Genomic DNA, 19,629 nt, shown 5'->3' on the forward strand with positions numbered 1-19,629 from the left:
CTTATCTGAGCCGAGGTAATTGCATGGCCATCATCATCGATGCTTTGGCCGTCTCGCTGGGACGGCACTCCAAGAGCCTTGCTCAACAGGCGGAGGCAGTCTGGAAGTCGTTCGCGCGGACGGCCTACGAATCGAATCGCGCCGCCCGGTCCATGGAAGCCTCGGTAAAGGAGGCGGCCGCGTTGCTTGTCAAGATTCGCGGCGATGCGCTGGCGCTGCTGGATGTCGTCGCTGCGGACGGTGATTTGCCGGGCTTCGCGCGGAATGCGCTCTCAGGCATCGAGCAAATGGGGCAGATCCGGGCCTTGCCGCTGTCCATCCGGAGAATGACGGCCGATCTGCCTCCCGCGGCCTCGAGGAGCACCGCGACCGAGGGCGGCGATACAGACAGCGACGTCCTTGTCCCGGCCTGGTCGCGATCGCTCGTCGACTCTCCTGAGAAGGCCGGCGTCCAGGTTGCGGGGGCCGCGAAGGATGTGGGCCTCGGCAATGCCCTGTCCGGCCTTCACGCCGCGGATCAGGCCGCACGCGTCGAAGGCGGATGGCGAAGCGCACTGCTGGCGCTCGGGTCACTCAAGATTCTGTCTTCGACGGAATCGTTTTCCGATGTGGCGTCCGTTTTGGTGGAAACAGCAGCATCCATCGACGATCTCGGTGGCGATGGCGATGGCCACGCGGCTGTGGCGGCGGCGCCAACCGTGACCGGCGTCGTGGCAGCAGGCATTGCGTTGCTGGCTCTTCGCAAGGAGGGGGATCTTGCGGAGTCCGCAGGCCGTGCGGGCGGAGAAGCTTACGGACGGATTGCCCATATGCCGTCGCAGGCCATCCTCGATCCCGATTCGCCCGGCGGCGAAGGCAACGCCGACGGCCCCGGAGCATGGAACCCGTCTCGCCTGGCCGAATTCGAGCGTGCGTTTGGCATCGACCCACGCCAGTCGACGCCGGAGCAGCAGTTGGCGTTCGTCGACTGGGAGTCGAGTGGCAGAAGGCCTGTTGTCGACGACAGGCAGGCTGGCGCCCGGACGCCAATGCTGATCGAGCTGGCGATGAACCGCTATCTGGGGATCGCGCAGTCCGCGGATGTCGATGGCATGGCGGGCCAGCGCGCGGTGTCGGCCGGAGCCCTTTATGTGGAAGTCCCCCGCGACGATCTCGCGCGGGGCGCTACGGCCACGGCTTCCATCGCCGTGGCGGCGCAAGGCAGCGCGGCTACCGCGCTAACAGGCGCGGCGCCGGCAAGCGGTACTTCTGAAACCCATATCCACGGCGCCATCACGCTGGTGACCCAGGCGCTCGATGGCCCGGGTGTCGCTCGCGAGCTCGCGGGCATGGGGCGTAGCCAGAGTCTCATCCAACAAGGCAATACGGGGATCTTCTGATGCCATTTATTCCATTTCCAGATGCGCCGGCGGTTCCAGGGGTGCCCGCGATTTTCCGCGAAACAACGATTCCTTCAGTCTCCGCACCGGGCAGATTTGAACTTGGGGCTATTCCCGAGTTGATATTCGGTCCTCCTCGGTGGGGACTGTATGGTGAAGATGGGCGACAGGCCCTCGTCTTTGAGACATTTCTGGGGATTAGCTTCAAGCAGGGAGGCCAGGTATCGACCGTTACCGGTGAGAAGGACAGGATATTGACTAGTGACAAGGTCGACCTTCCCTACGAAGCGACCATCAAGCTAGCGCACTCCGGCGACAAGACATCGCGCGCAGCCATGCTGTCCGAGCTCGAGCGAATTGTGCGCGGCACTGATCTGTACGACGTGGCAACGCCCGAGTTCACCTATCCCTCGGTCAACCCTGTGAAGTACTCGTACGAGCGGGGCGAGAAAAATGGAGCCAGCTTGTTGGTGGTGGAGTTAACCCTGCTCCAGGTCAGACGCAAGCCCGCCACGGAATCGTCCGACACCAAAGAACCCAGCGGCGCAACCAAGCAAAGCAACGGTCAGGCGCAGGCGTCCACCATGAAGCCCGATTCAGGACGTGCCCAGAATGGGGCAGGAACGGAGAGGGCCATCCAATGAAGCGGATTCCCCTACAGCCAGTCCCGTCGCAGACGCTCAGCGTTGTGCTTTCGGGCCAAAACTGCCAGATCTCCGTCTACCAGAAGACGACCGGCATCTATCTTGATCTTGAAGTCGACAATTCGCCCATCGTGACGACCGTCCTGTGCCATGACCGGGTTCGCCTCGTGCGGTCCGCCTACCTGGGCTTCTTTGGCGATCTGACCTTCGTGGATACCCAGGGGCATGCGGATCCGCAGTACGAAAACCTCGGATCCCGCTTCGTCCTGGCTTACCTGGAGGCGCTCGAGCTATGACCTTCACCAAACGCCGGATAGACGTGACCATCAGCCTGGGAAAAGGAAAGTTCGGCGATCAGCAGGGGCCGGATGTGACGCTCAGCGGCTACCGCGTGTCCGCGGAGATTCCCGTCCACACTTCGGACGACAGGATTCAACTGCTCCTCGCTCAGGCGCGCTTGCCCACCTCGACTTGCTCGCGGGTCCAGGCGCGCGCCTGGTCGGTCAGCGTCAGCCCCAGGCCCGGCCGGTTGGGCACCAGCATGCGACCGTCGCGGGTCTCCAGGCGTTCGTGGAACAGGGGTTCCAGCCAGTCGAAATGCTCGACCCATGGCTCGGTCGGGTAGATCGCCGCAAGGTGGACGTGCAGTTCCATCGCGAAGTGCGGCGCCAGCATCAGGCCCGCGCTGTCGGCTTGCGACAGGATCTTGAGAAAGGGCGTGATGCCGCCGACGCGAGGCGCATCGGGCTGGATGTAGTCGGCGCCGCGATGGCGGATGAGATCGCCGTGCTCCGCCGCGCTCGTCAGCATTTCCCCGGTGGCGATCGGCGTGTCGAAGGCGGCGGCAAGGGCCGCGTGGCCTTCATGGTCATAGGCGTCCAGGGGTTCTTCGATCCAGACCAGGTCGAACTGTTCGAAGATGCGGCACATGCGCTGCGCGGTGGGGCGGTCCCATTGCTGGTTGGCGTCGACCATCAGCGGCACGTTGTCGCCCAGATGCTTGCGCACCGCCTCCACGCGGCTGATGTCCAGTTTGCGGTCCGGCTGGCCCACCTTGAGCTTGATGCCGCCGATCCCCTTTTCGCGGGACGCCGAGGCATTCACCAGCAACTGCTCGGTGGGCGTATGCAGGAACCCGCCCGAGGTGTTGTAGCAGGCCACCGAGTCGCGGTAGGCGCCCAGCAGTTTCGCCAGCGGGAGATTGGCGCGGCGCGCCTTCAGGTCGTAGAGCGCGACGTCGAAGGCGGCGATGGCCTGGGTCGAGAGCCCGCTGCGGCCGACGGACGCGCCCGCCCACGCCAGTTTGACCCACAGGCGGCCGATATCGTTGGGGTCTTCGCCCAGCAGGACCGGCGCGATCTCCTTGGCGTGCGCGAACTGCCCCGGGCCGCCCGCCCGCTTCGAATAGCTGATGCCCAGGCCTTCATGGCCGTCCTTGGTCTGGAGCTCCACGAAAAGCAGCGCCACCTCGGTCATGGGCTTCTGGCGGCCCGTCAGCACTTTGGCGTCGCTGATCGGGGTAGCCAGCGGCAGGTAGCACGAGGAAATACGCATCCAGCTGATGCTGTCGGCGGCGAGGGATGGGTTCATGGATGTCTCCTGAGGTCGGAACAGGCAACGCTGCCGCCCGAATGGACAACGTTGTCATTTTTCTGGGAAAAATGCGCACTGGACTCGGTTGCGATAAAAAGGGCCATATTTGGCAGCCCGTTCCGCTAAAGTGCAGTGCGTCGTTGCGAAAAATGATAACGTTGTCCAAACGCGCCAGCCAACCGTTTTCATGCTGGTATTTACCCTTAGCCCTGATTTGAATGCCTCCCACCAAGCAGAAGTCGATCACCCTGCATGACGTCGCCCGCGAGGCCGGCGTCTCGCTCATCACGGCGTCTCGCGCGCTGGGCAACCCGGACCGTGTTTCCGAAAAAACGGTGGCCCGTGTCCAGGCTGCCGCCGATGCGATCGGGTACATCCCCAATCTGCTGGCGGGCGGACTCAAGTCGCGGCGCAGCCGGACGGTGGCCGCGCTTGTGCCCATCATCTCGGTGCAACAGTTTCTGCCGACGATCGAGGCATTGACCGAACAGCTGGACCGGGCGGGGTACCAGCTGTTGCTGGGTCAGACGGGCTACGACCGGTCACGCGAAGCGGATCTGCTCAATTCGATGGTCGGACGCCAGGTCGATGGCATCGTGATGGCGGGCCTGTTGAGCGATACGCCCGCCAGGGCGCGGATACGCGCGGCGGGCATCCCGCTGGTGGAAACCTGGGACATCACCGATGCGCCGTTCGATATGTTGGTCGGCTTTTCACACCTGGACGTGGGCCGCGCGGTCGCGGACTATTTTCTGGCGAAGGGATGGACGCGGGTCGGGGTGGCCACGGGCGACGACCAGCGGGCTCTGATACGCCGGCAGGGCTTCGTGGATCGCATCGGGCGCGATGTGCCCACGGCGGTCGTGCCGGCGCCCAGCAGCGTCGGATCGGGCCGGCAGGCGGGCGCCGACCTTCTCACGAAAGACCCGTCGATACGGGCGATCTTCTGTAGTTCCGACACGCTTGCGGAAGGTGTGCTGACGGAAGCGCGCGTGCGCGGTCTGCGGGTTCCCGAAGACCTGGCGGTGTGCGGATTCGGCGGCACCGGCTTTTCCGGCCACCTTGCGCCCACGCTGACGACGGTGCATGTCGATGGCTCGCGGATAGGCGCGGAAGCCGGCCGCATCCTTCTTGCGCGATGCCGGGGTGAAACGCCCGATGAGCAGTTCATCGATGTCGGGTTCCGCATCATCGAAAGGGAATCGACCGCAGGTCGATGACGGCGGGCCAGGCGGCGCGCAGCGCGCGGCCATGCTCCACGCCTGTCAGTCTTGCCTGCGTGAACGCGCCCGCTGACGGTGCTGCTTGCGGGCGCGCGCCGTGCAGGCCGCGGCCAGGGCCAGCAGCTTGTCTTCGTCCAGCCGCTCGACATCGACCAACGTTTCATCGGCGCCCTTGACCGCGATCAGCAGCTCGTCCAGCTTCAGGTGCAGCGCCTCGCTGTCCTTGTTCTGGCTTTGCTGGATCAGGAACACCATCAGGAACGTCACGATGGTCGTGCCGGTATTGATGACCAGCTGCCAGGTTTCGGAATAGCCGAAGGCCGGGCCCGACAGGCCCCAAACGATCACGGCGATCAGCGCGACGCCAAAGGCGACGGGAGACCCCGCCCATTTCGTCACCTGCGCGGCGAAGTGGTCAAAGAACCGCGAGACGGCGTTTCCGTCGGCAGTGTTGGGGGACGGGGGCGGCGGTGTGGACTTGGGCCGCCGCCTTGCTGGGCTTTTGTTCGGCATGGCGCTCCATTCCTGCGGATGCGGGCAAGCTATCCAGCAACCTGCGTGCCCAAAACAGGCCGTCACGGTGTTGCGGCGCGCGTGCTAGCCTCACGGGGTTCCGGTCCGCCATCCGAGATGAAATCCATGCTGCAGTCCGAGAAACCCCTGCTGCTGGCCTGCCTCCTTGCCGTGGCCGGGTACGTCGCCGACCCGCACCTGGCAGGACGTGGCCAATGGGTCAGCCTGCTGGAGACGGCCGTGCTGATCGGCGCCATCCTGGCGGCCTCCCTGAGCGTGGCGCGCCATGCGGAACGCATCGCGCAGAAGCTGGGCGATCCCTATGGCAGCATGATCCTGACGCTGTCCGCGGTGCTGGTGGAAGTGATCGTGCTGGTGATCGTGTCGGCCAGGGCGGGTTCGCCCACCCTGGTGCGCGACAGCATCTATTCGGCCGTCATGCTGGACATCAACGGCATCCTCGGCGTGGCCGCCCTGATCGGCGGCTTCAAGCATGGCGAACAGGCCTACAACGACGACTCCGCGCGCACCTACAGCGTGATGATCCTGACCGCGGTCACGGTGTCGATGATCATCCCGGAATTCGTTCCGCAGCCAGGCTGGCGCGCGTACAGCGCCTTTACCGTCGTGACGATGCTGCTGATGTATGGCGTGTTCCTGCGCATGCAGACGGGGCCGCACAGCTACTTCTTCAGCTACAGCTATCCCGAAAAGAAAACGCGGCGGCCCGCGACGGCCGGGGATTCCCCGGCGTGGCATCAGTCGGCGGCCGTGATGGCGGTCGGCATTGTCGCGGTGGGGGCGCTGGCCGAATTGATGTCGCATGCGCTGAACCGCAGCCTGGAACACGTGGACGTGCCGGTCGGCCTGATTGCGCTGATCGTGGCCGGCATCTCGGCCGCGCCGGAAATGCTGACCGCGTTTCGCGCGGCGCTGGCCAATCGCATGCAATCGGTGGTCAACATCGCGTTGGGCGCGTCGCTGTCCACCGTGATACTGACCGTGCCCGCGATGGAGGCAATGGCGCTCTTCACGGGGCAGCGCATCGACATGGCGATGACGCCCCTGCAGACGCTGATGATGCTGGTGACGTTGCTGGTGGCGGCCATCAACCTGAACGATGGGCAGACCAACGCCATTGAAGGCATGACGCATTTCGTTCTGTTCGGCGCGTTCCTGATGCTGCTGGGGCTGGGGTTGTAGCGCTGCGGGCAGCGTACCGGTGGAACACAACGGGGAATGTGGGCGATCCCCCGAAGCGATGGCTTCAGGGGAGGGGGGGAGGCTACTTCTTGTTCATCCCCACCAGGGCGTCCCGAAGCATGATCTTCGGGTTCTCGGAGCAGTGCTTGACCAGCATGGGGGTACGGGTGCTGACGCCCTCCACGTCAAGAACGGCATCTTCGGGCTTGCCCTTGTTGTTAAGCGCTTCTGCGTAGCTGACGACGATGGGACGATAGCTTTCTTGCACAGCCAGGAAATCCTGGCACTGCCACAGGGCAAGGGGCTTCTTCGTGTCAGCTGCATGGCCGGTGACCGACAGGGTCAACGAGCCAATAAGACCAATCATCATTAGGTGCTTCTTCATATTGAGCTCCTGGTTGGCTTGCAGACGAAACGGCTTGCATACAGGAATATCGTGAGCCTTGGCTCACGTTCCGGACGTTACTTAAACGCATTGGATGCGTCAACGCGATCTGCAGTGAAAGGAAAACATGGCGCGCCGGCACCGGTCCGCCTGCATCCCCCCAACCCATGAACTCATCCCTGGCGCAGGCCAGGCCGAGTCAGCCTGATGGATAGCTAGTCGCACAGCCGCGAGGCCACGGTCGCGACGATCGTTCCATCGGGAAGCCTGTATTGGCCATCGCCGCACCACGCGACGCGCTGCCCGTCCTGCAGGCAGCAGAACGAACTGGGGTGTTCGTTGCCGTTCGACTGCGATTGGCTGTACTTGTCGATGCGGTACGTGGTGCCGTCGGGGGCCGCGGCAACGACTTCCATGACGCGCTTGTATGACGGGTTTGCCATTGTTGTCTCCTGGTGCTTTGCGTATTCGGTTATTGGGGCACACCGCCATTGCAGGATCAATACGCATTGCAGCATCGCTCCCGACATTGCCGGAGCCGCACCAGGGCGTGTCGGCCCTGTCGAGCTGCCAGCGCCAGTCCGGCATCGCGGCCAGCAGCAGGGCGGTTCAAACGCCGAGCACACCGGACAGGTGCGCCGTGGAGGTGTCTACGCTTATCACGTGAATCAGCTGGCTGACGAGTGCGGCGCTGTCGCGGAAATCGCGCAGCTCGTCGAGGGGCAGGGACAGGTTCGCGCCGGGGACGCAGCGCCGCCATTGTTCGATGTGGTCCTGATCCTGTGCGCGCAGGTCCTTCTGGATGCTTTGCTGAAACGCGGCTGCCGCTTGGGCGAGCGTCCTTTGAGCGGGGGGGGGGCATGAATTGTTTTGTCGCCGACTGTTTTCAATGGACACATCGTCGGGCCGCTGCCCAGGATGGCATCGCGCCGCGGGCGCTGCGTGCCGATGCGTCACAACCCGGCGCGATGCATCGCTCCTGCGTCAAAATACCGACGCATGTGGCCGGATTGCAACGTGTTCAGCAGGTGCAATCGCGGAACAGGATCCGCCGTCGGCGCTGGCGTCCTGACGAGAAAAACTTGCACTTACCGCGAACGCTACTTAAGCTGTGCGTACGCATACGCCCCGCTTGGCGTTGCGGGCATCGCCTGATCGGCGGGCTCGTCGGCCAGGCCCCGCGCCCGATCAGGGACTTATTTTCTGCCGGTTTTCCTTATCAACGATGAAAGGGATGCTTGTGCGAAAGTTGATGGTCTTGATTGCTACAAGCCTACCCTCGGACATACCGGGCAGGACTCAGGCTTGCCGCCGCAGGCAGGCGCGCTGCGTCTCCGCGCATTGCCGATCGGCATATCCAGGCGTCGCCATGGCGGCGCTTCCCAGGCCGCGCACCGATTTCATGAATTCTGTTCCCACCGCCAGGGCGCGCCGCTGGCGGCGCAGCTCCGTGCCGCGGCTGCGCCGCGCCTGTGCGGACAGGGCGGCGGATGACGGGGCGCAGGTCCTGCATCCTTGACCCGTCCAGGTCGGGCCTTTCCCATCGGCATGCGGAGGAAGGGAGCGCGAGAATCTTGTGTTCGAACGCCTAGGAGTTTTTGGATGACGCAAGTAAGCATCAATGTCCGCCGTGTCCTGATGTGTGTCACGGGGGCCTGGGCATTCGCGTTGGCGGGCTGCGGAGATCGGAACGACGCGGCGGCGGTCACGGTGCCGCCGATGAAGGTCATCGTGGTCACCGTGGGGCGCGAGCCGGTGGATTTCAATGTGGATCTGCCCGGGCGGATCGAACCCATACGCACCGCCGAAGTCCGGGCGCGCGTCGACGGCATTGTCGAGAAGCTGCTGTACAACGAAGGCAGCGATGTGCAGGCGGGCGATCCGCTCTTCCAGATCGATCCCAGCGACTACAAGGCGCAATTGGCTCAGGCCAACGCGATGCTGCAGCGCGCGCAGGCGGTGCAAAAGAATGCGCGCTCGGTCACGGACCGGTTCCGGCCGCTGGTGCAGCGCCAGGCGGTCAGCGCGCAGGAATACGAGGCCGCGCTGGCGGCGCTGGGCCAGGCGCAGGCCAACGTGGCGGACGCGCAGGCGGCGGTCACGCTGGCGCAATTGCGGCTGGACCGCTGCACGGTGCGCGCGCCCATCGCCGGCCGCGTGGGGCGCGCCCTGGTGACCGAAGGCGCGCTGGTCAGTGCCTCGGCGGCCACGCTGCTGGCGCAGGTCAACCAGCTTTCTCCCATCAGCGCCACCTTCACCAAATCCAACACCGCCATCATGGACCTGACGGACTACGCCCGTTCGGGCGCGTTGGCCACCGCGGCGGGCAACACCTTCCAGGTCCGCCTGACGCTGGCCAACGGCCGGGAATTCGGCGAGACGGGCGTGGTGGATTTTGCCGACCTGAGCGTAGACCGGACCACGGGGGCGCAGACCATCCGCGCCCGTTTCGACAACGCGGGCAGGGAGCTGCTGCCGGGCCAGTTCGTGACCGGCCAGATCCATGTGGGCGTGCGCCAGGACGGCATCCTGCTTCCGGCGCGCGCGGCGCGGCTCAATGGCGATACGGCCACGGTGTTCGTCGTCGGCCCGGACAATACGGTGGTTGCCAAGCAGATCGAAGTGGGCGACCAGATCGGGGGGAACTGGGTGGTCCGTTCGGGGCTGGAGGCGGGCGAGCGGGTGGTGGTGGATGGCTGGCACAAGATCAGGCCCGGCCAGCAGGTCGAGCCCGTCGAGCAACCGAGCGCTAAACCGTAGCGGAGTCGGCCATGGGCTCATTCTTTGTATTGCGGCCGGTGTTTGCGTGGGTGGTGGCGCTGTTCATCTTGTTGTTCGGGCTGATTTCGCTGGTGCTGCTGCCCGTGGAGCAGTATCCGAATATCGCGCCGCCTTCCATCACGATCCAGGCGACTTTCCGGGGCGCCGACACCACGACCATAGACCGCACCGTCACCTCCATCATCGAAGAGGAAATGAATGGCGTGGACAATTTCCTCTACATGGCGTCGGTCAGCCGCGCTAACGGCACCTCCCAGATCACGGTGACCCTGAAACCGGGCACCGACCTGGACGTGGCGCGCAGCCAGGTGCAGGACCGGCTGAGCCGGGTCGAACCCCGCCTGCCGCAAGAGGTCCGCCAGCTTGGCGTCGCCGTCACCAAGGCCTCGTCGGGGTTCCTGATGCTGCTCGCGCTGCAATCCGAGAGCGGAAATGTCAGCGCCGTGCAGATGGGCAATTTCGCGTCGAACAATATCCTCAATGAGCTGCGGCGCATCCCGGGGGTTGGCGACGTGCAGCTGTTCGGCTCTTCCTACGCCATGCGGATCTGGCTGGACGAGCGCAAGCTGGCCAGCTTCCAGATGTCGGCCGGCGATGCGATGCGTGCCGTGCAGGAACAGAATGCGCAGACCATCGGGGGCTCGCTGGGCGACCTGCCGCTCGCGCCGGGCGCGGACTTCAACGCGCAGATCGTCGCCCAGAGCCGGTTTTCCACGCCCGAGCAGTTCCGGCAGGTCATCCTTCGCGTCAACAACGACGGGTCGCTGGTGCGGCTGGGAGACGTGGCCCGGGTGGAACTGGGCAACGAAAGCTACAACTTCCGGCTCAGCGTCAACGGCAAGGAGGCTGCGGGCATCGCCATTCAGCTTGCCAATGACGCCAATGCGCTGGACGTCGCGCGGCAGGTGCGGCAGCGGATGACGGAACTGGAGACCGTGTTTCCGGCGGGCGTCGGCTGGACGGTGCCGTTCGACACCACGCCGTTCATCACGACCTCGATCAGTTCCGTGCTGGTCACCATGGTCGAGGCGCTGCTGCTGGTGACGGCCATGGTGTTCCTGTTCCTGCAGAGCTGGCGCAGCACGCTGATTCCGACGCTGATCGTGCCGATCGCGCTGGTGGGTACGTGCGCAGGCTTGTTCCTGTTCGGCGCCTCCATCAATCTGCTTTCGCTGTTCGGGATGGTGGTGGCGATCGGGGTGCTGAACGACGACGCCATCGTCGTGTCGGAGAACGTCGCCCGCATCATGAAGGACGAGCAATTGTCGGCGCCCGAGGCGACCCGCAAGGCGATCGGACAGGTCTGGGGACCGATCATCGCCAGCACGCTGGTCCTGGTGGCCGTGTTCGTGCCGATGGCGATGTTCCCGGGTTCCAGCGGCGCCATCTACCGCCAGTTCTCCATCACGCTGTCCGTGGCCATCGTGGTGTCCACGGTGCTGGCGTTATCGCTCGGCTCCGCCCTTTGCGCCACCCTGCTCAAGCTTCCGGACGGCAAGCCGCCCAGGGGACCGGTGTCCAAGGCCAAGGTGTGGGTGTTCGACAAGTTCAATTCGGGTTTTGACGCGATGACGCGTCAGTACGTGCGCGCGGTCGAGTACATGCTGCTGCGGCCCCTGCGCTGGATGCTGATCTTTCTTGGCGTCTGCGGGCTGACGATCTTCCTGTTCTCGCGCCTGCCCGGCGGCTACCTGCCGCTGGAAGACCAGGGCTACTTCTTCGTCTCATATACCGGCGCGCCCGGCACCACGGCCGACCAGACGCAGCTGGCCGTGGAGCAGGCCGAAAGCATGCTGCGCCAGCAGTCCGCCGTGCGCAACGTCGCGTCGGTGGTCGGATTCAACTTCTTCGGCCAGGGGCAGACGGCGGCGCTGTCGTTCGTGGACCTCTATCCGTGGAGCGAGCGCACGGCGCGCAGCGATGCAGTCGACGCGCTGGTGGGACGCAGCAACCTGAGCTTCAGGGCCATTCCGCAGGCGTTGATATTCTCCTTGAATCCGCCGCCCATTCCTTCGATGGGCAATGCCTCGGGCTTTTCCATGAAGGTGCAGGACCGCACCGCGCAGGGCGGCGCGGGACTGGCCGCCACGGGCGCGGCGATGATCGCGGCCGCCGCGGCAAGCCCCTTGCTGGCCGGCGTGCGCCTAGACGGCATGCCGCCGGGCCCCAGGCTGTATGTGGAGATCGACCGCGTCCACGCGCGCGCGCTGGGTCTTCAGGTGTCGCAGGTCAACCAGGCGCTGACCTTTGCGTTCGGCTCCAACTACGTCAATGACTTCCTGCACGAAGGCTCGGTGCAGCGGGTGTTCATCCAGGCCGAGGCGGGCCAGCGCATGCTGCCGCAGGACATCGCCGCGCTGCAGCTGCCCAACAACCGGGGCGAGATGGTGCCTTTTTCCGCGTTTTCGCGCATGCGCTGGATCGACGGACCGCAGCAACTCGAGCGCTACAACGGCTTTCCGTCCATCACCATATCGGGCGAAGCCGCCGCGGGACGTTCCAGCGGGGTGGCGCTTGCCGAGATGGAGGCGATCGCCGCACGCGTGTTGCCGCAGGGAATCACGTTCGAATGGACAGGCACGGCATTCGAGGAGCAGCAGGCGGGCAACCAGGTGGCGCTGCTGCTGGGGTTGTCTCTGGTCGTGGTGTTCCTGCTGCTGTCGGCGCTGTACGAAAGCTGGTCCGTGCCCGTGTCAGTGCTGCTCATCCTGCCGTTCGGGATACTGGGGGCGGCCGCGTTCACGCTGGGCCGGGGAATGTCGGCGGATATCTACTTCAATATCGGGCTGGTCACCATCATCGGGCTGGCCGCCAAGAACGGCATCCTGATCGTCGAGTTCGCGCTCAAGGAAGAGCTGGAAGGCCGCGACAGAAAGGAGGCGGTGGTCGATGCCGCCCGCCAGCGGCTGCGTCCGATCATCATGACCAGCGTCACCTTCGTGCTTGGCATGCTGCCGTTGGTGCTGGCCACCGGCGCCGGCGCGGCCAGCCGGCAGGCCGTGGGAACCAGCGTGATGGGCAGCATGCTGACCGCGACGCTGTTTGGCGTCTTCTTCACGCCGCTGTTCTACATGGTCGCCCGGAAGTGGTCGGGGCAGCGTCCGGACGCGCCCAAGGCGCAGCCCAAGCCGGAAGGGCAAGGAGAGAACCCATGAATCCGGTGCGCGTCGTCGTGGCGGCCGTGCTGGGCTGGGGCCTGGCCGGCTGCAACCTGGCTCCGGAATACCACACGCCGGACGTTGCGGTGCCGGCAAGCTTTGCGGACGACACCCGGCTGGATGCCCAGCTCGCCCAGGATCTGACGTGGCAGCAGTTCTTCGGCGATGCCAAGCTCAAGTACCTGATCGGCAAATCCCTGGAACTGAACCAGGACCTGGCGGCCGCCACGGCCCGGATCAACCAGGCGCAGGCCTTCTATCGCATCGAACGCGCCAACCAGCTGCCGCAACTGGACGCGGGGGCGGCGGCCTCGCGCAACCAGGCGCCGCTGTCCGTCGTGGACCCGGCGCTGGCGGGCAGCCGGCAGACGGTGCAGTTCAACCAGTTCAGCGCGCAGCTGATGGTCACCTCGTTTGAACTGGATTTCTGGGGCCGCGTGCGCAACATGACCGCGTCGGCGCTGCAGCAGTATCTGGCGACCGTGGAGGGGCAGCGGGCATTCCGGCTGTCGCTGATCGCCAACGTGGCCTCGACCTACTACGACGCGCGCGCGGGCGAAGAGGGCATCGCGCTGGCCCAGCGCACCGTGGAGACGCGCAGCTATGCCATGAGCGTAGCCAAGGACCGCCTGGACGCCGGCGTCACTTCGCTGGTCGACTATGAGCAGTCCGCGATCCTGCTGACGCAGGCGCAGACCCAGCTTGCCGAATGGCAGCGCTCTACCGCGGCGCACTGGAACCGGCTTTGGGTGCTGGTCGGAGAAAACCTCCAGACCGATATGGCGGGCGCCCAGCCCATCGAGGCCGCGGGCCAGTTCGATGCGCTGAGCCCGGGCCTGCCGTCGACGCTGCTGGTGGCCAGGCCGGACATACGCCAGGCCGAGAACCGGCTGCGCAGCGCCAACGCGAATATCGGCGCTGCGCGTGCCGCGCTGTTTCCCCGAATCGCGCTGACGGGTTCATTCGGCTACGCCTCCCCCGAGCTGTCCGATCTGTTCTCCTCGCCGAGCCAGATCTGGAATATCGGGGGCGGGATCGGACTGCCCATCTTTGACTACGGGCAGCGGCGTGCCGCGGTGGATCTTGCGATAGCGCAACGCGAAGAGCTGGTCGCCAACTACAGGAAAACCGTGCAGACCGCCTTCAGCGAGGTCGCGACCGCGCTGGAAGGGCGCAAGCGCTTCCAGGAGCAGGTGGCCGCCCAGGAGACGGCGATCGTGGCGCAGCGGCGCCTTGCCGAGACCGCCGACCTGCGCTACCAGAACGGGATATCCATCTACCTGGAAGTGGTGGACGCGCGGCGCGGGCTGTTCAACGCCGAACAGCAGATGCTGACACTGCGCGCCGCCCAGCTGCAGAACGGCGTGTCGCTTTACGTGGCGTTGGGTGGCGGCGATGAGCCGCAGGAAGTGGCCGCAGCCGGCGCGCAGCCGACGCCCGGCGCCTCGCCGGCGCCCGGCCCGGGAGCCGCGCAATGAACGCGGAAAAGCCCCCCGGCGCCGCGCCCGGCAAGCTGAGGCGCCGGCTGAAAAAGGGCGCCCTCATCGTCGTCGTCGGGGCGCTGCTGATCGTCGGCACGCTGATCGGCGCGCGGCTCTACAACATCCAGCAAGGTCCGCCGCTGGCAGCCTGGCACACCTACGTGCCGCAGGAACTTACCGCGGAGCAGCTGGACCGCAGTTCCTGGCAGGATTACATCGCCCACGAGGACAAGCTTTTCGCGCAGGTGCGGCAGAACGTGGGCGAAAAGCTGGCCCCCGACGACAAGGTGGACAGCAACCGGTATTTCTCGGGCGCCAAGGTGTATCCCGAACATTTCGCGCATGACTGGAACCGTTCCTTCATATTGCAGCCGGCCGGGGAACCGGTCGGCGTGGCGGTGTTTCTGCATGGGCTGACCGATTCGCCCTACAGCCTGCGGCATGTCGCCGCGCATTACCAGTCCATCGGCTACGTAGCCATCGCCATCCGGATGCCCGGCCACGGCACCGTGCCCGGCGGCCTGACGGATGCGCACTGGGAAGACTGGGCGGCGGCCACGCGCCTTGCCGTGCGCGAAGCCCGGCGGCGGGTTCCGGCCCCGCGTCCGCTGCATCTGGTGGGGTTTTCCAATGGCGGGGCGCTGGCCCTGATGCACACGCTGGATGCCCTGGACGATGCCAAACTGGCCAAACCCGACCGGCTGGTCCTGATCTCGCCGATGGTCGGCATCACGACGTTTGCGCGCTTTGCCGGTGTGGCCGGCCTGCCGGCCATGCTGCCCGCGTTCGCAAAGGCCGCCTGGCTGAGCATCGTTCCCGAATTCAATCCGTTCAAGTACAACTCCTTCCCCGTGCATGCGGCCCGCCAGTCGTTCGAACTGACTCAGACGCTGCAGGACAGGCTGGTCGCGCAGCAGCGGTCCGGCGGCCTGGAGCGGATGCCTCCCATCATCACCTTCCATTCGGTGCTGGACTTCACGGTCAGCACGCGCGCGCTCATCAACGCCCTGTACGCGCGCCTGCCCGCCAACGGCAGCGATCTGGTGCTGTTCGACCTGAACCGCGCCACCAAGCTGGGACCGCTCTTTCGCCGCGGCGTGGCGTGGTCGCTGGCCGGCACGCTGCCCGGCGAACAGCGCAATTACCGCCTGACCATCGTCACCAACGCCAGCCCGACGTCCAGCGCGATGATCGAGCGCGTGATCGAAGCGGGCTCCACGCAGGTCGTGGAGCGCGCCATCGGCATGGACTATCCGCGCGAGGTCTACTCGCTGTCGCATGTGGCGCTGCCCTTTCCGACGGACGACGCGCTGTACGGCACGCACCCCGACAACATCGAAGAGTTCGGGATCAGCCTGGGGGCGATGTCCATGCGGGGAGAGGTCGGCGCCTTCGTGATCGGCATGGACACGCTGACCCGGCTGACCTCCAATCCGTTCTATTCCTATCTGGTCAAGCGCGTTGATGGGGTGATACCAAGATGACGTCCTTCGCATTGTCCGGAATCTGCGCCATATTGATACTGGGCCTGCTGTACCTGGCCAGTCCGGTTTTCGTTCCCCTGACGTTCGCGTTGTTCGTGATCTGCCTGGTGGCGCCGCTGCGCCAGTACCTGGGCCGCAAGATGCCGGCGCCGCTGGCGGCCATCCTGGTGCTGCTGGTGTCGCTGGCCGTGTCGGTCGTGTTTCTGTCGCTGGCGGGATGGGGATTCAGCCTGGTTGCGCAATGGGTCATGGCCAATGCCGCCCGGTTCCAGCGCCTGTTTACGCTGGAAACCGAGACGCTGCATCCGCACGGGGCCATGGCGATCCAGATGTTCCAGGACAGCTTCAATGTGTCGTGGCTGGTGCGCGCCATCCAGGAAGTCGCCCTGCGCCTCAACAGCATGCTGGGCATGATCTTCCTGTCCTTCGTCTTCATCGCCCTTGGATTGTTCGAACTGGACGAGGCGCCGGGCAGACTGACCCGGCTGCTGGGCGAGGCCAGGGCCAAGCGATGGATGGAGATTTCCCGCCAGGTCGCAAGCAAGCTGCGCTGGTACATGGTGATCCGGACGGTGGCGAGCGTGCTGACGGGCGTGACGGTCTGGCTCTTTGCCATCTACGCGGGGCTTGAACTGGCCACCGCCTGGGGCGGCCTGGCTTTCCTGCTGAACTACATCCCGTTCCTGGGGCCGCTGGTCGCGACGGTCTTTCCGGCTTTCTTTGCGTTCGTCCAGTACGGGTCGCTGCAGGCCAGCATCGCCGTTCTCGTGGTCCTGAACTGCATCCAGATCATCTACGGCTGCTACCTGGAGCCCCGGCTTGCCGGCAGCGCGTTCTCGCTGTCGCCGCTGATGGTGATGGTGGCGGTGTTTTTCTGGGGGCTGGTATGGGGAATTCCGGGCACTTTCATCGGCGTGCCGCTGCTCATCGTGATGACCACGGTGTACAGCGCCACCACCCAATTCAACCGAGGAGCTTCGAGCATCTGATGGCGCGGTAACTGTGGCAGGGCCAGCCGACCCCGATCGGTAGTGGAGAAGGCGGCGGTCCTGCTCATATCTTTGCTAAAAATTGGAGGTGCATGATGGAAAGCAGTACTCCCAAGAAGCTAGGATTGCTTGCCTTGACGGGCATGGTGGTGGGGTCGATGATCGGCGCCGGGATTTTCTCCCTGCCCAGGACCTTCGGCGGCGCAACTGGCGTGGTGGGCGCCGTCATCGCCTGGATCATCGCCGGCGCGGGCATGTACACGCTGGCGCGGGTTTTCCAGTCGCTGGCCGAACGCAAGCCTGACCTGGACGCGGGCGTGTTCGCGTACGCCAAGGCGGGGTTCGGCAACTACCTCGGCTTTCTGTCCGCGTTCGGCTACTGGATCGGAAGCTGCATCGGCAACGTGTCGTACTGGGTGTTGATCAAGTCCACGCTGGGCGCCTTCTTTCCGGTGTTCGGCGACGGCAACACGGTGATCGCGATCGCGGTGGCGTCCGTCGGGATATGGCTGTTCCACTTCATGATCCTGCGCGGGGTGCAGCAGGCGGCGTTCATCAACGCGGTGGTGACGGTGGCCAAGATCATTCCGATCGTGGTGTTCATCATCGTCCTGTTCGTCGCGTTCAAGGTCGACCTGTTCCGCATCAACTTCTGGGGCGAACTCAGCGGCTACAGCCTGTTCGAACAGGTCCGGCGAACGATGCTGGTGACCGTCTTCGTGTTCCTTGGGATCGAGGGCGCCAGCGTGTATTCGCGGTTCGCCTCGAAGCGGTCGGATGTGGGGGTAGCCACGCTGATCGGGTTCGTCACCGCGCTGCTGCTGATGGTGCTGGTGACGCTGCTGCCCTATGCGGCGATGCAGCAGAGCGATATCGCGGCGCTGCGCCAGCCGTCCATGGCCGGCGTGCTGGAGTCGGTGGTCGGCCCGTGGGGTGCGGTGTTCGTCAGCGTGGGACTGCTCATCTCGGTGCTGGGCGCGTACCTGGCCTGGTCGCTGATTTGCGCCGAAGTGATGCACGCGGCCGCGAAGAACGAAGACATGCCGCGCGCGTTCGCCCGCGAGAACAAGAACGGCGTGCCTGTCGTGGCGCTGTGGGTGACCAACATCATCGTGCAGCTGTTCGTCATCAGCACGTACTGGTCGCGCGATGCGTTCGCGCTGATGCTGAGCCTGACGAGCGCGATGTCGCTGATTCCCTACCTGCTGGTCGCGGGGTTCGGCTACCTGCTTGCCAAGCGCGGAGAGACCTACATCGACGGCAAGGACCGCAAGCGGGACCTGATACTGGCCGGCATCGCGGCCATCTATACCATTTTCATGATCTTCGCCGGCGGCCTGAAGTTCCTGCTGCTGTCGGCATTGTTGTACGCGCCTGGGACGATCCTGTATTTCTGGGCCCGGCGTGAGCAGGGCAGGTCAGTCTTCACCGGGTGGGAGTTGACCGTTTTCATCGTGGCGCTCGTCGGAGCCCTGGCCGCTATCGTCGGCCTGATCTACGGCTGGATCGCCATTTAACCTTTGGGAGCTAGTCATGGCTGATACCGAAGAATTTGGAGTCCATTCAGAAGTGGGGCAGTTGCGCACGGTGATGGTATGCGCGCCTGGACGGGCCCATGAGAGATTGACCCCATCCAATTGCGATGCGCTGCTGTTCGATGACGTGATGTGGGTCGATAACGCGAAGCGCGACCATTTCGACTTCATGACGAAGATGCGCGACCGCGGCGTCGACGTGCTTGAAATGCATAATCTGCTGGCCGAAACGGTCGAGATCCCCGAGGCCAAGAAATGGATCCTGGACAACCAGGTCGTGGCCAACCAGGTGGGCCTGGGGCTGCTTGACGAGATCCGCAGCTACCTGGACGGCCTGCCGGCGCGCAAGCTGGCCGAAACGCTGATCGGCGGCCTGTCGACCGAGGAATTTCCGGAATCCATCGGCGGCGAACAGCTGGCGCTGATCAAGGAGGCGGCCGGCGTCACGGAATACCTGCTGCCGCCACTGCCCAACACGCTGTACACGCGCGACACGACCTGCTGGATCTACGGCGGCGTCACGCTCAATCCCCTTTACTGGCCCGCGCGGCATGAAGAGACGATCCTGACGTCGTCGATCTACAAGTTCCATCCGCGCTTTGCCGGCAAGGTGAACGTGTGGTGGGGCGACCCCACGGCCGACCACGGGCTGGCCACGCTGGAAGGGGGCGACGTCATGCCCATCGGCAACCGCACTGTCATGATCGGCATGAGCGAACGAACCTCGCGCCAGGCCATCAGCCAGCTCGCGGCCAGCCTGTTCGCCAAGGACGCCGCGGACCGGGTGATCGTGGCGGCCATGCCCAAGCTGCGCGCCGCGATGCACCTGGACACGGTGCTGACCTTCGCGGACCGCGATTGCGTGCTGATGTATCCGGACATCGTCAACAACATCCAGGCCTTTTCCTACCGTCCGGGCAGCGCGCCGGGCAGTCTCGAACTGCACAAGGACAAGGGCTCGCTGGTGGACGTGATCGGCGGCGCCCTCGGCATCAAGAAGATGCGCGTCGTGGAGACCGGCGGCAACGCCTATATGCGGGAACGCACCCAGTGGGACAGCGGCGCCAACCTGGTGTGCATTTCGCCGGGGGTCGTACTGGCCTATGACCGCAACGTGTACACCAACACGCTGCTGCGCAAGGCGGGCATCGAAGTCATCACCTTTGTCGGCGCCGAACTGGGCCGCGGACGGGGAGGCGGGCATTGCATGACGTGCCCGATCTCCCGCGATCCCGCGTAATCGGGGGGGCGATGCGCGGCG

At 65.0% G+C, this 19,629-nt stretch carries 17 protein-coding genes; 12 read left to right on the forward strand and 5 right to left on the reverse strand.

Annotated elements, in window-relative coordinates; translation table 11 throughout:
- Positions 1–23: 23 nt before the first annotated feature.
- From ABE485_RS05910 to ABE485_RS05920, 3 genes are read left to right on the forward strand one after another with little or no spacing between them, the layout of a single operon-like run.
- A complete protein-coding gene (locus ABE485_RS05910) occupies positions 24–1,379 on the forward strand; it encodes a hypothetical protein (RefSeq protein ID WP_346514137.1) in 1,356 nt (451 codons plus the stop codon).
- On the forward strand, positions 1,379–2,023 hold the full coding sequence (locus ABE485_RS05915; protein WP_346514139.1) for a hypothetical protein: 645 nt from the start codon (positions 1,379–1,381) through the stop codon (positions 2,021–2,023). The genes ABE485_RS05910 and ABE485_RS05915 overlap by 1 nt, the downstream gene beginning before the upstream one ends.
- On the forward strand, positions 2,020–2,319 hold the full coding sequence (locus ABE485_RS05920; protein WP_430795395.1) for a phage baseplate plug family protein: 300 nt from the start codon (positions 2,020–2,022) through the stop codon (positions 2,317–2,319). The genes ABE485_RS05915 and ABE485_RS05920 overlap by 4 nt, the downstream gene beginning before the upstream one ends.
- Positions 2,320–2,470: 151 nt before the next feature.
- On the opposite strand, the gene ABE485_RS05925 is transcribed toward ABE485_RS05920, so the two are convergent.
- Entirely contained in the window at positions 2,471–3,613 is a 1,143-nt protein-coding gene (locus ABE485_RS05925; RefSeq protein WP_346514143.1) for an L-talarate/galactarate dehydratase, read from the reverse strand.
- 221 nt (positions 3,614–3,834) lie between these two features.
- Here ABE485_RS05925 and ABE485_RS05930 point away from each other — a divergent pair, with 221 nt between their 5' ends.
- Positions 3,835–4,836 (forward strand): LacI family DNA-binding transcriptional regulator, encoded by a 1,002-nt coding sequence (locus ABE485_RS05930; protein ID WP_346514145.1) that lies wholly within the window; start codon positions 3,835–3,837, stop codon positions 4,834–4,836.
- Between the two features lie 45 nt (positions 4,837–4,881).
- Here ABE485_RS05930 and ABE485_RS05935 read toward each other — a convergent pair whose 3' ends face one another.
- Complete coding sequence (locus ABE485_RS05935) at positions 4,882–5,352, reverse strand: low affinity iron permease family protein (RefSeq protein ID WP_346514147.1); 471 nt, start codon at positions 5,350–5,352, stop codon at positions 4,882–4,884.
- Positions 5,353–5,469: 117 nt separating this feature from the next.
- Here ABE485_RS05935 and ABE485_RS05940 point away from each other — a divergent pair, with 117 nt between their 5' ends.
- Positions 5,470–6,555: a calcium:proton antiporter gene (locus ABE485_RS05940; RefSeq protein ID WP_430795397.1), complete on the forward strand. Its 1,086-nt coding sequence runs from the start codon at positions 5,470–5,472 to the stop codon at positions 6,553–6,555.
- Positions 6,556–6,637: 82 nt separating this feature from the next.
- On the opposite strand, the gene hdeA is transcribed toward ABE485_RS05940, so the two are convergent.
- The 3 genes from hdeA to ABE485_RS05955 form a co-directional block, all read right to left on the reverse strand.
- Positions 6,638–6,940, reverse strand: a complete 303-nt coding sequence (hdeA, locus tag ABE485_RS05945; RefSeq protein ID WP_346514151.1) for an acid-activated periplasmic chaperone HdeA — start codon at positions 6,938–6,940, stop codon at positions 6,638–6,640.
- A 215-nt stretch (positions 6,941–7,155) separates the two neighbouring features.
- Positions 7,156–7,383, reverse strand: coding sequence for a hypothetical protein (locus ABE485_RS05950; protein ID WP_346514153.1), 228 nt, complete (start codon positions 7,381–7,383; stop codon positions 7,156–7,158).
- A gap of 166 nt (positions 7,384–7,549) precedes the next feature.
- Positions 7,550–7,837, reverse strand: a complete 288-nt coding sequence (locus tag ABE485_RS05955; RefSeq protein ID WP_346514155.1) for a hypothetical protein — start codon at positions 7,835–7,837, stop codon at positions 7,550–7,552.
- A 705-nt stretch (positions 7,838–8,542) separates the two neighbouring features.
- Here ABE485_RS05955 and ABE485_RS05960 point away from each other — a divergent pair.
- From ABE485_RS05960 to arcA, 7 genes are all read left to right on the forward strand, one after another.
- Positions 8,543–9,700: an efflux RND transporter periplasmic adaptor subunit gene (locus tag ABE485_RS05960; RefSeq protein WP_346514157.1), complete on the forward strand. Its 1,158-nt coding sequence runs from the start codon at positions 8,543–8,545 to the stop codon at positions 9,698–9,700.
- 11 nt (positions 9,701–9,711) lie between these two features.
- Complete coding sequence (locus tag ABE485_RS05965) at positions 9,712–12,876, forward strand: multidrug efflux RND transporter permease subunit (RefSeq protein ID WP_346514159.1); 3,165 nt, start codon at positions 9,712–9,714, stop codon at positions 12,874–12,876.
- Positions 12,873–14,357, forward strand: coding sequence for an efflux transporter outer membrane subunit (locus ABE485_RS05970; RefSeq protein WP_346514161.1), 1,485 nt, complete (start codon positions 12,873–12,875; stop codon positions 14,355–14,357). Before ABE485_RS05965 ends, ABE485_RS05970 begins: the two co-directional genes overlap by 4 nt.
- The gene (locus ABE485_RS05975; RefSeq protein WP_346514163.1) at positions 14,354–15,844 is read left to right on the forward strand and encodes an alpha/beta hydrolase; all 1,491 of its coding nucleotides are present in this window, start codon (positions 14,354–14,356) and stop codon (positions 15,842–15,844) included. Before ABE485_RS05970 ends, ABE485_RS05975 begins: the two co-directional genes overlap by 4 nt.
- Entirely contained in the window at positions 15,841–16,833 is a 993-nt protein-coding gene (locus tag ABE485_RS05980) for an AI-2E family transporter (protein WP_346514165.1), read from the forward strand. Before ABE485_RS05975 ends, ABE485_RS05980 begins: the two co-directional genes overlap by 4 nt.
- A gap of 95 nt (positions 16,834–16,928) precedes the next feature.
- A complete protein-coding gene (locus tag ABE485_RS05985) occupies positions 16,929–18,350 on the forward strand; it encodes a basic amino acid/polyamine antiporter (protein WP_346514362.1) in 1,422 nt (473 codons plus the stop codon).
- A 16-nt stretch (positions 18,351–18,366) separates the two neighbouring features.
- The gene (gene arcA / locus ABE485_RS05990) at positions 18,367–19,608 is read left to right on the forward strand and encodes an arginine deiminase (RefSeq protein ID WP_346514166.1); all 1,242 of its coding nucleotides are present in this window, start codon (positions 18,367–18,369) and stop codon (positions 19,606–19,608) included.
- The last annotated feature ends 21 nt before the right edge of the window (positions 19,609–19,629 follow it).

The organism is Achromobacter spanius (assembly GCF_039673305.1).
Classification (GTDB): Bacteria; Pseudomonadota; Gammaproteobacteria; order Burkholderiales; family Burkholderiaceae_B; genus Achromobacter; species Achromobacter spanius_F.

What these genes read in the sequence shown, in the direction of transcription:
- ABE485_RS05920 (WP_430795395.1), top strand. Translation starts at nt 2,020, where the DNA reads ATGAAGCGGATTCCCCTACAGCCAGTCCCGTCGCAGACGCTCAGCGTT.
- ABE485_RS05975 (WP_346514163.1), top strand. Translation starts at nt 14,354, where the DNA reads ATGAACGCGGAAAAGCCCCCCGGCGCCGCGCCCGGCAAGCTGAGGCGC.
- ABE485_RS05915 (WP_346514139.1), top strand. Translation starts at nt 1,379, where the DNA reads ATGCCATTTATTCCATTTCCAGATGCGCCGGCGGTTCCAGGGGTGCCC.
- ABE485_RS05950 (WP_346514153.1), bottom strand. Translation starts at nt 7,383, where the DNA reads ATGGCAAACCCGTCATACAAGCGCGTCATGGAAGTCGTTGCCGCGGCC.
- arcA (WP_346514166.1), top strand. Translation starts at nt 18,367, where the DNA reads ATGGCTGATACCGAAGAATTTGGAGTCCATTCAGAAGTGGGGCAGTTG.
- ABE485_RS05970 (WP_346514161.1), top strand. Translation starts at nt 12,873, where the DNA reads ATGAATCCGGTGCGCGTCGTCGTGGCGGCCGTGCTGGGCTGGGGCCTG.
- ABE485_RS05965 (WP_346514159.1), top strand. Translation starts at nt 9,712, where the DNA reads ATGGGCTCATTCTTTGTATTGCGGCCGGTGTTTGCGTGGGTGGTGGCG.
- ABE485_RS05985 (WP_346514362.1), top strand. Translation starts at nt 16,929, where the DNA reads ATGGAAAGCAGTACTCCCAAGAAGCTAGGATTGCTTGCCTTGACGGGC.
- ABE485_RS05935 (WP_346514147.1), bottom strand. Translation starts at nt 5,352, where the DNA reads ATGCCGAACAAAAGCCCAGCAAGGCGGCGGCCCAAGTCCACACCGCCG.
- ABE485_RS05940 (WP_430795397.1), top strand. Translation starts at nt 5,470, where the DNA reads ATGAAATCCATGCTGCAGTCCGAGAAACCCCTGCTGCTGGCCTGCCTC.
- hdeA (WP_346514151.1), bottom strand. Translation starts at nt 6,940, where the DNA reads ATGAAGAAGCACCTAATGATGATTGGTCTTATTGGCTCGTTGACCCTG.
- ABE485_RS05925 (WP_346514143.1), bottom strand. Translation starts at nt 3,613, where the DNA reads ATGAACCCATCCCTCGCCGCCGACAGCATCAGCTGGATGCGTATTTCC.
- ABE485_RS05930 (WP_346514145.1), top strand. Translation starts at nt 3,835, where the DNA reads ATGCCTCCCACCAAGCAGAAGTCGATCACCCTGCATGACGTCGCCCGC.
- ABE485_RS05960 (WP_346514157.1), top strand. Translation starts at nt 8,543, where the DNA reads ATGACGCAAGTAAGCATCAATGTCCGCCGTGTCCTGATGTGTGTCACG.
- ABE485_RS05980 (WP_346514165.1), top strand. Translation starts at nt 15,841, where the DNA reads ATGACGTCCTTCGCATTGTCCGGAATCTGCGCCATATTGATACTGGGC.
- ABE485_RS05910 (WP_346514137.1), top strand. Translation starts at nt 24, where the DNA reads ATGGCCATCATCATCGATGCTTTGGCCGTCTCGCTGGGACGGCACTCC.